The sequence below is a fragment of the Ottowia sp. VDI28 genome (assembly GCF_049532675.1).
GTDB lineage: Bacteria > Pseudomonadota > Gammaproteobacteria > Burkholderiales > Burkholderiaceae_C > Ottowia.
This window is the reverse complement of record NZ_CP149820.1, coordinates 4867644-4880669: the sequence shown is the minus strand read 5'-3', so window position 1 is coordinate 4880669 and position 13026 is coordinate 4867644. Positions and strand designations below refer to the sequence as shown.

10 protein-coding genes are annotated in these 13026 nt (G+C 62.1%); 5 read left to right on the top strand and 5 right to left on the bottom strand.

The window, feature by feature from the left end:
* Positions 1-5 precede the first annotated feature (5 nt).
* Positions 6-443 carry a PaaI family thioesterase gene (locus WJU18_RS23230; protein WP_423461079.1) on the bottom strand — a complete coding sequence of 146 codons (438 nt, stop codon included), beginning with the start codon at positions 441-443 and terminating at the stop codon, positions 6-8.
* Positions 444-514: 71 nt separating this feature from the next.
* Positions 515-1423 carry a LysR substrate-binding domain-containing protein gene (locus tag WJU18_RS23225; RefSeq protein ID WP_423455935.1) on the bottom strand — a complete coding sequence of 303 codons (909 nt, stop codon included), beginning with the start codon at positions 1421-1423 and terminating at the stop codon, positions 515-517.
* A gap of 171 nt (positions 1424-1594) precedes the next feature.
* Between WJU18_RS23225 and WJU18_RS23220 the strand changes: the two genes are divergently transcribed.
* Complete coding sequence (locus tag WJU18_RS23220) at positions 1595-2677, top strand: MFS transporter (protein WP_423461078.1); 1083 nt, start codon at positions 1595-1597, stop codon at positions 2675-2677.
* Between the two features lie 22 nt (positions 2678-2699).
* Here WJU18_RS23220 and soxR read toward each other — a convergent pair whose 3' ends face one another.
* Positions 2700-3161: a redox-sensitive transcriptional activator SoxR gene (gene soxR, locus WJU18_RS23215; protein ID WP_423455934.1), complete on the bottom strand. Its 462-nt coding sequence runs from the start codon at positions 3159-3161 to the stop codon at positions 2700-2702.
* Between the two features lie 147 nt (positions 3162-3308).
* Here soxR and WJU18_RS23210 point away from each other — a divergent pair, with 147 nt between their 5' ends.
* The 4 genes from WJU18_RS23210 (at position 3309) to WJU18_RS23195 (ending at position 10428) form a co-directional block, all read left to right on the top strand.
* Positions 3309-4418 carry an efflux RND transporter periplasmic adaptor subunit gene (locus WJU18_RS23210; RefSeq protein ID WP_423455933.1) on the top strand — a complete coding sequence of 370 codons (1110 nt, stop codon included), beginning with the start codon at positions 3309-3311 and terminating at the stop codon, positions 4416-4418.
* The gene (locus tag WJU18_RS23205; protein ID WP_423455931.1) at positions 4415-7504 is read left to right on the top strand and encodes a MexW/MexI family multidrug efflux RND transporter permease subunit; all 3090 of its coding nucleotides are present in this window, start codon (positions 4415-4417) and stop codon (positions 7502-7504) included. Before WJU18_RS23210 ends, WJU18_RS23205 begins: the two co-directional genes overlap by 4 nt.
* Before the next feature lie 184 nt (positions 7505-7688).
* Positions 7689-8936: an efflux transporter outer membrane subunit gene (locus WJU18_RS23200; RefSeq protein ID WP_423455929.1), complete on the top strand. Its 1248-nt coding sequence runs from the start codon at positions 7689-7691 to the stop codon at positions 8934-8936.
* A gap of 76 nt (positions 8937-9012) precedes the next feature.
* On the top strand, positions 9013-10428 hold the full coding sequence (locus WJU18_RS23195) for an MFS transporter (RefSeq protein WP_423455928.1): 1416 nt from the start codon (positions 9013-9015) through the stop codon (positions 10426-10428).
* A 33-nt stretch (positions 10429-10461) separates the two neighbouring features.
* Here the strand turns inward: WJU18_RS23195 and WJU18_RS23190 are convergent, their stop codons facing one another.
* Positions 10462-12024 (bottom strand): sulfatase-like hydrolase/transferase, encoded by a 1563-nt coding sequence (locus tag WJU18_RS23190; RefSeq protein WP_423455927.1) that lies wholly within the window; start codon positions 12022-12024, stop codon positions 10462-10464.
* A complete protein-coding gene (locus WJU18_RS23185; RefSeq protein WP_423455925.1) occupies positions 12021-13016 on the bottom strand; it encodes a Bug family tripartite tricarboxylate transporter substrate binding protein in 996 nt (331 codons plus the stop codon). Before WJU18_RS23185 ends, WJU18_RS23190 begins: the two co-directional genes overlap by 4 nt.
* Positions 13017-13026: the final 10 nt, after the last annotated feature.

Sequence of the window (13026 nt, the reverse complement as noted above, 5' to 3'; positions counted from 1 at the left end):
GCGGTTTACACGGTTGGTGTGGCGGGCTGGCGCGCCATGAGCTTGAAGGTTCCGCTCGCCATGGCGACCAGCGTACCGTCCTCGGTGTGGACTTCCCCGCGCGCGAAGCTGATCGAGCGGCCGCGTCGTTCACACCGGGCGGATGCGATCAGATCGCCTCCGCCTGCGGAGAGGAAGTGCAATGTCAAATCGATCGTGGCTACCCCAAAATTCGCAGGATCGTGCGCGCGGACCGCGGCCGACAGGGCGCAGTCCAGGAGCGAGGCAATCGCTCCGCCATGCACGTCACCCCGGCTATTGGTGTAATCCTCCTGATGCCGCATGCGCAGGCGGACGAAATCGCCGCCGATGGCCTCTCCGGAGATGGCCATGGTTTGAGCCATCCGCATGGGAAGCCCGAACAGGACTCCAGGCGGTTCGTCTGCAAACGCGTTGGTTTCCATTGACGTTCCCGTTGAAAGATGAGTGGCTGTAGCGTGATGGGTGGGTGAGTTCATGCTTTGATGTTTGCTTTTCAGGTGTGAGGGGCGGCTTCTTCCGCCAGTCGCACGTCTTCCAGCCATTTGACGAAAAACTGCACTTCAGGCGGCGCATCGGGTGCGAGGCCATAGTAGTAGCGGTCCAGAGAAAGCCTGTGCTGCGGCAGCAGTGATATGAGCCGCCGTTGCTGGAGATCGTGAGCCAGCAGCGAGCGCGGCGCCATGGCGAGGCCCAGGCCGTCCACCGCGGCTTGCAGAACCAGATGAAGATGATCGAGGTGCAGGCGGCCCGCTGGCTTGAAGCGGGCGGTACCTGATTGGCGAAGCCAGTCGTCCCAATCGCCTTTGCGGGATCGGGCGCAGAGCAAAACTTGTTCCGCCAGGTCGCGGGGGGACTTTACTCGATGGGCTTTCTCGCGGAACAGGGCGGGTGCGCCGACCACCAGAGCTTCGTCCTTCAGGTAGGGATGCAGCTGGAGCGAAGGCGGCCATCCCTGCAGCCCGCGCCGGATGGCGACATCAAAGCTCTCGGAGGCTTTTTCCGGCGAGGCGGTGCTGGTCATGACTTCGGGCTCGATGCCCGGATATTGGGCCACGAAATCAGGTAAGCGTGGAATCAGCCAGCGTACGGCGAATGACGGCCGCACGTTGATCCGTACCGAGCGGGCTGGGGCTCGCGCCATCAAGGCTTTCGCCGCGTTGCCGATCTGCTGCAATCCGGCGTCGGCTTGCGCGTAAAAGGCCTGGCCCTCGACTGTCAGGATCACCTGGCGGACATGCCGCTCGAACAGCGCCACGCCAAGATATGCTTCCAGACTCTTGATCTGCCGGCTCACGGCGCTGTGGGTGACGTGGAGGTCCGCGGCTGCCCTGGTGAAGCTCTGGTGGCGTGCCGCAGCCACGAAAGCGCGCACGGCGTTCAGAGGCGGCAGGCGAAGCGACATACGTGAGATTTTCGCACACATATCCAACCCGCAATATCGTTTGCCGGCGGCATGCGGATAGTGGACGATTCCGCCATGCAGACCTCGATCAGGGAGCCCGTACAGGCCGATACCCATACCCAGGACGCCAGCCTCCATGAAACCGCGAACCGCGATTCCCGGAATGTCGCGATGGCTTTGGCTGCCGCGCTACCGTCTGATGTCGTGCTGTACCTGCTCTTGCCGATGTATGGCGAAGCCTTTGGCATCTCGCTGGCCGAAGCGGGAATTTTGCTTGCGGCCAACCGTTTGGTACGTATTGCCGGCTATGGATGGGTGGCGCGCTTCTATGCCCGCCATGGAGACCGCTTGACATGTACGTTGGCCGTGAGCGCGGCTGCTGTCTGTGCGTTGGGCTGCGCTACGCTGACGGGCTTCTGGGCCTTGCTGCCGCTCCGGCTACTCTGGGGCTTGTCTTTCGCTGCCTTGAATCTCTCCACGCAGGTGTTGGCCACGTCGCTGCCAGCAGGGGCTGCAGCGCGTTCCGGCCGCGCTCAGGCGTTCATCGCGCTGGGGCCGATGCTGGCGTTGCCTGCCGCCGCGGTGCTAAGCGAGGCCGCCGGCCCGCGCTGGATCTTTGTCGTGCTAGCCCTGGTGGCCTTGTGCGGTCTGTTGGCCGCGAGGCGCTTGCCATGCAAGCCGCACCTGGGCATTTCCACCCAGCGCAGAGGACCCAGGCTTCCGAATGCGCTGGACACCTGGTCTTTCCTCGAGGGCTTCGCGCTGGACGGGCTTTTCATCATCGGGCTGTCGGTGCTGGGCAAGGATGTGTGGCCGGGTGGTGCCGTGGTGATGGCTGGGGTGCTCATGGCACTTCGCTACGGCGCGGAGATCACACTCAGCCCGCTCGGCGGGCGCATGGCCGATCGTTGGGGCGCGGAGCAACTGCTGGTGGTGCTTTCGCTGTTGACGGCGTTGGCGCTGATCGGCTTTGGCCTCGGCTGGTTATGGACTTGCGCGGCCGCGATCGTGGTGTTGCGGGCGCTGCAGCTTCCCCTCTTGCCGCCTATTGTGGCGCACCGTCATCCCGGTCCCGATCGGGTACGGGCACTGGCTGCGCGTTCGGTGTGGCGGGATATCGGCGCCGGGCTGGGGCCTCTGACCGCGGGCGTGCTGCTGCCTGTCTTGCCGGCATCATGGCTTTACGGCCTGCCAGCGATCATGCTCGCAGCGGCGGCGCTGGCGTGCGGGAAAACCGCGCAAGGACGGCGTTGAGCGGCAGGCTGCATCCTACGTATTACGCTCGCTCCAGAAGCCTGGCTCCCGGACCTTCCTCACCCAAGATATCCTGAGGATTGCGCAGCGGACAGTCTTTCATGGAGAGGCAGCCACAGCCGATGCAGCCGTTCAGTTCATCGCGCAGCCTGGTCAGTTTCCTGATCCGCTCGTCCAGGCTCTCGCGCCAGCGTGATGAAAGTGCCCGCCATTGGGCGGCGGTCAGTTTGCTGCCTGGGGGATACCGGCCTATAGCTTCCTTGATCTCTTCCAAGGGAATGCCGGTGCGCTGCGCTACCTTGATGATGGCGATATAGCGCAGCACCGTCGACGGGAAACGCCGTTGATTGCCTTCGCTGCGCATGCTGGCGATCAAGCCTTTCGACTCATAGAAATGGAGGGTGGAGACGGGGACGCCCGCCCGATGAGAGACCTCTCCTACCGTCATCAATCGGGAGAAGTCCACCTGTTGTTTCGTTGTCATATCCAATAACCTTTCTCGTTGACCTCAAGTTAACTTGAGGTTTTATAGTGCGCTGCATTGAATCTGGCAACCCCAGTTGCCAATCACCCTACAACTCAAGACCAGGCAGTTTTCGTTGCCCTGGCACATCTTCAGGAGTGAATGCGTATGCGCAAATCCATTGGCACCGCGGTGGTGGCCTGTGTGGCGGCATTGGCCGCGTGTACCTCGGCAGGGGAGGGCGAAGGTGGTGGCTGGCCGGCCACCAAGGTGGCGCTGGCCGTAGTAGAGCGCACGGACGCGGAGCGCGCCTTTCATGGCGTGGGCGAACTGGAGGCTATTCGGCAGGTGGAGCTGGCTTCGGAGACTGCCGGGCGCGTGACGCGCATAGCCTTTGTATCCGGGCAGCGAGTGGCCAAGGGCGATGTGCTGGTGCAGATCAACGATGCGCCTGAACTGGCTGAACAACAGCGACTGGAAGCCCAGTTGCGCCGAGCAGAGACTGTGCTGGCCCGTACGCGCCAGTTGCAGGAAGAGAAGGTAGCGACGCGGGAGGAACTCGACAACGCTCAGGCTTCATACGATATGGCTTCAAGCGAACTGAGGCGTATCAAGGCAGTGATCGCCCAGAAAGCCGTTCGTGCGCCTTTCCACGGTGCCGCAGGGATCCGCCGCGTTCATGAGGGACAGTACCTGCAGGCGGGAGACGCCATTGCCAGCCTGGTCGACGCGAGCACCCTGAATGTGAACTTCTCCCTGACTGAACAGGCCGTGAGCCATCTGCGCGTGGATCAGCCTGTCGACGTCCGTGTGGATGCATGGCCGGAGAAGGTTTTCAAAGCCAAGGTGGCGGCGATCGATCCGATGATCGGCAAGTCCCGCACGGTGCAGGTACAGGCCCATTTGTCCAACGCCGGGGGGGCGTTGAAAGCCGGCATGTTTGCTGCCATTCAGGTACGGCCGCAGACGCCTTCCCCCGTGCTGACCGTGCCGGAAACGGCTGTGACCTACACGGCCTATGGGCAGACGGTGTTCGTCGCGCAGAAGAGCGAACAGGACGCATTGACTGTCAAGCGAGTATCTGTCAAGACGGGAGAACGGTGGCAGGGACGGGTAGAGATCGAATCCGGCCTCAAGGAGGGCGAGAAGGTCGTGGTTTCTGGCCAGATCAAGCTGAGCGATGGCATGCAAGTGGAGGCCAAGATGCATGACTCTCTGCGCGATACATGGCCTGCCGACGGTCAGAAGGAAGGCCAAAGGGAAGGCCAAAGCTCATGAAATTCACTGATCTGTTCGTGCGCCGCCCGGTGCTGGCGCTGGTGGTCAGCAGCCTGATCGTTCTGCTGGGACTGTTCGCGCTGGGTAAGCTGCCGATCCGGCAATACCCTGCATTGGAGACATCCACCATCACGGTCAGTACCGAATATCCCGGCGCGTCGGCTGAATTGATGCAAGGGTTTGTGACCCAGCCCATCGCACAGGCCGTCTCTTCGGTGGAAGGGGTTGACTATCTTTCGTCTTCCTCCATGCAGGGCCGCAGCCTCGTGACACTGCGCATGGAGTTGAACCGTAACTCGACCCAAGCGTTGACCGAAACCATGGCCAAAGTCAACCAGGTGCGCTATAGACTTCCAGAGCGTGCCTATGACCCTGTGGTCGAGCTTTCTGCCGGCGATTCGACCGCGGTGGCTTACGTGGGCTTTTCCACGGGGAGTTTGTCCACGCCCGAGCTGACAGACTATCTGTCCCGCACGGTCGAGCCCGTGCTGTCCGGCATTGATGGCGTGGCGAAGATACAGGCGGATGGCGGCCAGCGCCTGGCCATGCGCCTCTGGCTCGATGCGGAGCGCTTGGCAGGGCGAGGTCTGACGGCCACCGATGTGGCCGAAGCAGTGCGTAACAACAACTACCAGGCCGCGCCGGGCCAGGTGCGCGGACAGTATGTAGTTTCCAACGTGCGGGTCAATTCAGATCTCACCAGCGTGGAGGAATTCCGGGAGCTCGTCATCCGAAGCGACGGCAATGGCTTGGTGCGCGTGCGTGATGTCGGCACCGTGGAGTTGGCCGCTGCAGCCACCCAGACAAGCGGGCTCATGAATGGAGAACCGGCAGTCTATCTGTCTGTCTACCCCACGCCCAAGGGCAATCCGCTTGTCATCGTGGAGGGCATTCGCAAGCTGTTGCCGGAGATCAGAAAAACCTTGCCGCCAGGAGTGAAGGCCGACTTGGGTTATGAGCGTGCCCGCTTCATCGAGGCCTCGATCGACGAAGTCATGCGCACCCTGGTTGAAGCGGTGCTGATCGTGGTGCTGGTGATCTGGTTGTGCCTGGGCTCACTTCGCGCCGTCGCGATTCCTGTGGTGGCGATTCCCTTGTCCATGCTGGGTGCGGCGGGCTTGATGCTGGCTTTCGGCTTCAGCATCAATCTGCTCACGCTGTTGGCGATGGTGCTGGCGATCGGATTGGTGGTGGATGACGCTATCGTGGTCGTGGAAAACGTGCACCGCCATATTGAGGAAGGCAAGACCCCAGTAGCGGCCGCATTGAGAGGGGCACGCGAGATCGCCGGGCCGGTGGTGGCCATGACTCTGACGTTGGCTGCCGTGTATGCGCCCATTGGTTTGATGGGTGGCCTGACGGGGGCACTATTCCGTGAGTTCGCCTTGACTTTGGCCGGCGCGGTCGTGGTTTCCGGACTGGTGGCGCTGACACTCTCGCCGGTGATGAGCTCGTTGCTGCTTGTTTCGGAGCAGCAGGAGGGGCGCATGGCGCGGCTCGCGGAGCACTTTTTCGGCGGTTTGACCCGCCGTTACGGAAAGGTGCTGGATTTCTCGCTGAGGCATCGCTGGTTGAGCGGTAGTTTCGCGCTGCTCGTGTGCGTCAGTCTGCCATTGCTCTACCAACTGCCGCAGCGTGAATTGGCGCCGCCGGAAGACCAGGCGTCGGTATTGACCGCCGTGAAATCGCCGCAATATGCCAATCTCGGCTACGCCGAGCGATTTGCTGGAGATCTGCATCGCATCATGGCGGCCATACCGGAAACCACGAGCACCTGGATCATCAATGGCACTGATGGCCCAGCGGCGAGTTTTGGCGGCATTGACCTGTCTGATTGGAGCCAGCGCGGCCGCAAGGAGCATGAGATCGTGGCGGAACTGCAAAGGGCCGTGGGCGAGATCGAAGGCAGCAGCATCTTCGTGTTCCAGATGGCGCCGCTGCCAGGGGGCAGCGGCGGCTTGCCGGTGCAACTCGTCCTGCGTAGCGCGCAAGACTATCCGCAGCTGTATGGGGCGATGGAAGAGTTGAAAGCCAAGGCGCGCAAGAGCGGGCTGTTTGTGGTGGTGGACAGCGACCTCGAATACAACAGCCCCGTCGTACAGGTGTCAATCGACCGAGCCAAGGCGGGTAGCCTGGGGATCGCGATGCGGGACATTGGTGATTCTCTCGGTGTGCTGGTGGGCGAGAACTATGTCAATCGCTTTGGGCTGTTGGGGCGCTCGTACGACGTCATTCCGCAAAGCACGCCCGATCAGAGGCTGACACCACTGGCGCTGGCTCGGCAGTACGTACGTACTGGCGATGGAGCTTTGGTGCCGCTGTCCTCAGTGGTGCGTCTGGATATGCAGGTCGAGCCCAATCGGTTGAACCAGTTTAACCAGCAGAACTCGGCCACCCTGCAGGCCATTCCCGCGGCGGGTGTCTCACTCGGGCAGGCCATCGGCTTTCTGGAAAAGGCCGTGACGGATTTGCCGCCAGGCTTCAGCCACGACTGGCAATCGGAATCGCGTCAATATGTGCAGGAAGGCAATGCGCTGGTTTTCGCCTTCCTGGCTGCGCTGGCTGTGATCTATCTCGTGCTGGCCGCGCAGTATGAGAGCTTGATCGATCCACTCATCATCTTGATCACGGTGCCTCTGTCGCTATGCGGGGCGCTGCTGCCGCTGGCGCTCGGGTGGGCCACGCTGAATATCTACACGCAGATCGGGTTGGTGACGCTGATCGGGCTGATCAGCAAGCACGGCATCTTGATGGTCGAGTTTGCCAACGAGTTGCAGTTGCATGAAGGACTGGGCAGAGGCGAGGCCATCATGAAGGCGGCACAAATCCGCCTGCGCCCGGTGCTGATGACCACTGGTGCGATGGTCTTCGGTGTGATGCCTCTGCTATTTGCCAGCGGTGCGGGAGCCAACAGCCGTTTTGGCTTGGGGACGGTGATTGCCTGCGGCATGGTGGTTGGCACGCTGTTTACTTTGTTCGTGTTACCCACGGTCTACAGCTGGTTGGCACGCGATCATCGTGTTCAAACAGCCCGTGCCCGGGCGTTGGCGGAGGTCGGAAACACTGAAGGCGCCGCCGCGCTATGAAAGGGAGCACCATGGGAAGACAGTTGCGATACGCATGGATATGGCCGGCAGCCTTTGTGGTTTCTGGTTGCGCAGTGGGTCCGAGATATATAGAGCCGGAAACACCGCCCATCGTGCTGGCCAGCCCGCCAGTGGAGGTGGTGTTGCCAACCGTCGGCTCGTTTGAGGCAATGCCGGCGCGGTGGTGGGTTTTTTCAAAGACGAGGGCCTTACGCAGTGGGTGGATGCTGCGCTTGCACACAACCACGATATCCGGCGCGCCCGTGCCAACCTGCTGGCCGCGCGCGCCATCTTCGATGAACGCCAGCTCGATCGCCTGCCCGGTGTCACGTCTACCGCGGGTTACACACGCAGCCTCAGCCAACAGCCGGACGGTGGAGGCCCGCCTGTGCGAACCCTTTCCGAGTCATGGCAAGCCGGTTTCGATGTGCAGTGGGAAATCGACCTCTTTGGCCGCCTCGATCGGCTGAGCCATTCCGCCATGGCCTATGCCGAAGCCAGTCAGGCGGAGCTGGAACTGGCGCGCTTGAGCGTGGCAGCGGAAGTGGCGCGAGTCTGGTTCGAGGCGCAGGGGATGCAGCGGCAGCTCGAAGTGGCGGAGCAGGAGGCTGATAGCTGGCGCGAAACAGTCTCTCTGGCCGAAGCGGCCTTGCGGGCCGGTGCGGGTCTACCTGAAGAGGTCGAGAACGCGCGGACCAACCTGTTGCATAGCGAGGCTGCGATTCCGCCATTGACCGCAGCCTTGCAGAAAGCACACTATCGCCTGGATGTGCTGGCAGGCCAGCGCCCTGGTCAAGGTTTGGCAGGTCCAGCCGCGCTTTCAGCCGCGCCGCAGGCATTGCAACTGCCGGTGGGCGACGCGGACCGCTTGATTCGGCGGTGGCCTGACGTGGTGCGGGCCGAGCGCTTGCTGGCGGCGAGCGTGGAAAATGTGGGGGCCGCCACTGCCGATTTGTATCCCCGCTTGAATCTGGGAGGTTTCATTGGCTTCTTTGCATTGCGCGGTGGCGATCTTGGCAGCGCTGCTTCGCGTGCTTTTGAATTGGCGCCAGGCCTGAGTTGGCCGGGGTTGCGCCTGGGCAATGCCCGTGCGCGGCTGCGCGGGGCGGAAGCAATCTCACAAGGCGCTTTCGCGGGTTATGAACAGACTTTGTTGCGCGCGCAGGAAGATGTTGAAAATGCCGTTACGGAACTGATCGGGCATCAGCGCCATCTGGCATTTCTGCTGAAGTCCGCTCGTCACGCGCAGGCTGCGTTCGAGATTGCCGAAAAGCGCTACCGTGTGGGCACCGGACGCTATCAAGCCGTGCTGGAAAACCAGCGGGCGCTGTTCCAGACGAAGCAGCGGATCGCGCAAGCCGAAACCGCTTCATATCTTCACGTAGTGGCTTTGTACAAGGCGCTGGGGTGGGGGGCGGGGCAACCCGTATAGTGCGCGCTTCTCCAGTTCTTTCTCCTTCGATTTCCCGCCTGGCGTTCTTTTCATGAAGGACAGGGCCACACGAAAAATGTCACAGCTTCAAACAGGCTGGGGCGCGCTGCTCGGCGGCCGCAACAGCATTAGGTCCATTGCACTGGCGGGAGGCGTGGGCCTTCATGCCGTCAACGTCTATCTGGTCACCACCATCCTGCCTTCGGTAGTAGCCGATATTGGTGGTCTTGATTACTATGCATGGAACACGACGCTTTTTGTGGTGGCCTCCATCGTGGGGTCGGCCACGTCCGTGAGGTTGCTCGAGACCTCCGGGCCGCGTCTCGCATATGTGGTGGCAGCATTCGTCTTCGGTCTTGGCACGGTCGCATGCGCGTTGGCACTGACGATGCCCATGATGTTGGCGGGGCGGTTCATTCAGGGGCTTGGCGGCGGACTGCTGGTAGCCCTCTCCTATTCGATGATCAGACTGGTTTTTCCGGAGTCTCTGTGGCCCCGAGCTATGGCGCTTGTTTCGGGCATGTGGGGCGTGGCCACGCTGGTGGGGCCCGCCGTAGGTGGTGTCTTTGCCGAGCTCGGCCATTGGCGTGCGGCATTCTGGACGATGGTGCCGGTGATCGCACTCTTTGCGCTGCTGGCTTTCGGCGTGCTGCCCAAACGTGATCGGGAGGCGGATGGTGCGCGCGGCAAGCGGCCGGCCCTGCCTGTGGCGCAACTCTTTTTGCTGAGTCTGGCCGTGGCGGCGGTTTCAGTGGGGAGTATCGCGCCCGATCCTTTGTCGAACCTGGCGGGTGTAGCCGCAGCCCTGCTGCTTCTTTTTGTCTTGATGGGGGTGGAGCGCACCGCGAAGCAGAGGCTTTTGCCCAGAGGGTCATTCAGCCTCAATGCCGCCCTCGGCCCCGTATTCCTGTCGATGATGATGCTGGCCGTCACGGTGACCGGCAGCGAAATATTCGTGCCATTGTTTCTTCAGGTTCTGCATGCGCAGCAGCCACTCATGGCGGGCTATCTGGCTGCGTTGATGGGGGCAGGATGGACGATGGGCTCCATCTGGAGTTCGGGGGTGCAGGGGCATCGCGTGGGGCGCAATATCCGCTTGGCACCGGCAGTGGTTCTCGCCGGCATGGCGTCGCTGGCAGTTCTTGTTCCAGGTACGAGCATCGGTACATGGCAGACGCTCGCGCCGATCTGCGTGGCGCTGCTGGTGGCCGGTGCGGGCGTTGGTATCGGCTGGCCCCATCTGCTGACACGCGTGCTGCAAGTCGCTCCCGCGGACGAGCAAGGTCTCGCTTCCGCTGCCATCACCACTGTTCAGTTGTTTGCGACCGCGCTTGGAGCCGCCCTGGCAGGTATGGTGGCGAACATGGCGGGCTTGATAGATCCAGGCGGGGTGCCGGGCACCTCAGCCACCGCGATGTGGTTGTTCGCGGTTTTCGCCATGGCTCCTGCGATTGGATTGTTTTCTGCAGCGCGGGTTGCCAGGGCGCGGTAGGGGTAGAGGAATCCCTCCGCCCCGGCTGGAGGGCTATGCAATGCCGGAAGGTTGCAATGGCTGCTGAAGCTGGTCGCGAGGGCGTGAGGCAATTATGTCGAGAAGCTCTTTGCGGACGGCCGCGTAGCCTGGGTCATCGTACAGATTGTCCATTTCCGTCGGATCATCGCTGAGCTTGTACATTTCGCCCGCACCGGAATGCGCCTCCAGTGTCAACTTCCAGTCGCGTGTACGCACGGTTCTCAGCTGCAGCTCCACCCCGCATCTGGAGGCCGCGACATTCCATTCGCTCAAGGCGCTATCGCGCGTGTGTCGGCTGCTTTCCAACAGGGGCCGCAGGCTACGCCCATGTACAGGGGCCAGCGCTGAAGCCTTGGCATAGTCGTAGAACGTGGCTGCCAGATCCAGCGTGGACACAGGCTCTCTGACGGACACGCCGGCCTGAACACCAGGCCCGCGGACAATGAGCCCGACATTCAGAACCCCTTCATACGCCATCGGGCCTTTGAGCATCAGGCCATGGTCGCCGAGCCAATCGCCGTGATCCGAGGTGAAAACCACCAGCGTTTCTTCATCCAGTCCCTGCAGGCGCAGGGCATCGAGAATGCGCCCGACCTGGTGGTCGACGAGGGAGATCATGCCGAAGTAGTTGGCGGTAATGTGTCTCAGTTGCTTGTCGTCCGGTGTCGGCATCCGGGAGAAGTTCTGCCGTACAGCCTGTACTTCCGCGCTGCCTTGCGGCCGGGTTTCCATGCTGGCCCGATGCCACCACGGCCGCCGTTCGAAATCGGTGGTTCTATGTTCGGGCAGATCCACCTCGTCCGGATGGTGGAGCCTGGACCAGGGTTCGGGGCAATCGAACGGGTGGTGGGGGTCCGGGAACGAAACCCACAGGCAAAAGGGTTCCTGAGCAGATGTACCAGGCTCAGGTGTGCCGGGCTTTCTGCCATGGCGCTCAAGGAAGTCGATGGCGCGGTCACCGACCCAGGTGGAGTTGTGCCAGGCAACGGGCAGCGCGGAGAAGAAGGTCTGCGGGGCGCCGGTGGGTGGTCCGAGATCCTTCTTGTAGAGTTCGTTGCGGAGTTCCCCGAGCCCGTCGCCATAGTGCCAGCGGGAATGGTGCAGGCCCCCCGGAAGAGGGGTGGGAAGCCAATAGTTATGCCCTTCGACGACGAGTTCCACATGCTCGAAACCCATGTACGGGCCGTACCAGCCGGCGCCGTAATCGGGCTCGCTGAACTGGCATTCCGGGCGGCCGGTTTTGGCGAAAGTATGGTGGGTTGAAAAGTGCGCTTTGCCCACAAATCCGGTGTGGTAGCCGCTGGCTGCCAGGCTGCCAGCGAAGCCGGCTTCTCCTGTGGTGGTGTCCAGATCGATCCCGTTGTCGCAGACGCCATGGGTCAAAGGCAATAGGCCTGTGAGAATGGACGCGCGAGAAGGCTGGCAAACAATATTCGGCGTGATGCAGGCGGAAAAGCGCGTTCCCGACTGTGCCAGCAGATCCAGGTGTGGTGTCTTGACCCTGCGTCCCGCGAAGCCGAAGCAGTCGCCGCGATGCTGGTCGGTGGTAATGAAGAGGATGTTGGGCCGCTTCATCTCTGGGTATCCTGATCGCTTTGTTTCCGGAGTTGGCTGACCACTGGTGCGAAGCGGCGGGTATCGTCTTCCACGCGCTTGGCGAGCGCTGTGGCCGGCTCGAAGCGTGGAGTGATACCCTGGGCCGTTAACTGGTTCTTGACTTCGGCGGAGTTCATGACTTCCGATAGCGCGCGATCAAGCCGTTGGATGACCTCTGCAGGTGTGCCCTTTCTGGCGAACAGGCCGAACCACGACTCGAAGACGAAGTTGCGAGAAATGGGGCTGTCCTTGAGCAGCGGGATCTCCGGCAGGTCGGCAAGCACTTTGGAGCCGCTTTGCGCCAAGCCCTTGATCTTGTTGGATTTGATGGGACCGGCTCCGGTGCCAGGAGCAATGAACATCAGATCCACATGACCGCCCATCATGTCGATGAATCCCTGGGGTGCCGCCTTGTAGGGGACATGCCGGAGCTGGATCTGTGCGCTCTTCTGGAATGCATCCATGATGAGATGGTGGATCGATCCCTCACCTCCTGAGGCGTAGGTATATTGACCGGGTTGAGCTCGTGCCATCTCCACCAGTTGGGCTGCCGATTGGAAAGGGGCCGAGGGCGAGGCCACCAGGACATAGGGAAACACGGCCAAGGTGCCGATCGGCTGAAAATCTTCCACTGGCCGGAACGGCTGGACCGGCATCAGATAAGGCGCGGAAGCAAACGTGGCGTCGATGCCGAGGAGTAGCGTATAGCCGTCAGGCTTCGATTTGGCGACATGCGATGCGCCCAGTGTCGAGCCGGCGCCGGGCTTGTTGTCTACCACCACGGTAGCATCAAGCCGCTTGGACAGGCCCTGCGCCACGGTGCGGGCCACCGCATCGGCTGCGCCGCCAGCCACTGAGGGGACGACGATGGTGACAGGGCGGTCCGGATAGGCATCGGCAGCCATCGCAGGTCCGGATGCGAGGGAGCACAGGCAGCACGCGGCCATCAGCCATGTTCGACGAGGCTTCATAGTGGTTTGT

Excerpts from the sequence above, each read along its gene's own strand:
- WJU18_RS23205 (WP_423455931.1), top strand. The coding sequence starts at position 4,415 with ATGAAATTCACTGATCTGTTCGTGCGCCGCCCGGTGCTGGCGCTGGTG.
- WJU18_RS23195 (WP_423455928.1), top strand. The coding sequence starts at position 9,013 with ATGTCACAGCTTCAAACAGGCTGGGGCGCGCTGCTCGGCGGCCGCAAC.
- WJU18_RS23225 (WP_423455935.1), bottom strand. The coding sequence starts at position 1,423 with ATGTCGCTTCGCCTGCCGCCTCTGAACGCCGTGCGCGCTTTCGTGGCT.
- WJU18_RS23230 (WP_423461079.1), bottom strand. The coding sequence starts at position 443 with ATGGAAACCAACGCGTTTGCAGACGAACCGCCTGGAGTCCTGTTCGGG.
- WJU18_RS23190 (WP_423455927.1), bottom strand. The coding sequence starts at position 12,024 with ATGAAGCGGCCCAACATCCTCTTCATTACCACCGACCAGCATCGCGGC.
- WJU18_RS23185 (WP_423455925.1), bottom strand. The coding sequence starts at position 13,016 with ATGAAGCCTCGTCGAACATGGCTGATGGCCGCGTGCTGCCTGTGCTCC.
- WJU18_RS23210 (WP_423455933.1), top strand. The coding sequence starts at position 3,309 with ATGCGCAAATCCATTGGCACCGCGGTGGTGGCCTGTGTGGCGGCATTG.
- WJU18_RS23220 (WP_423461078.1), top strand. The coding sequence starts at position 1,595 with ATGGCTTTGGCTGCCGCGCTACCGTCTGATGTCGTGCTGTACCTGCTC.
- soxR (WP_423455934.1), bottom strand. The coding sequence starts at position 3,161 with ATGACAACGAAACAACAGGTGGACTTCTCCCGATTGATGACGGTAGGA.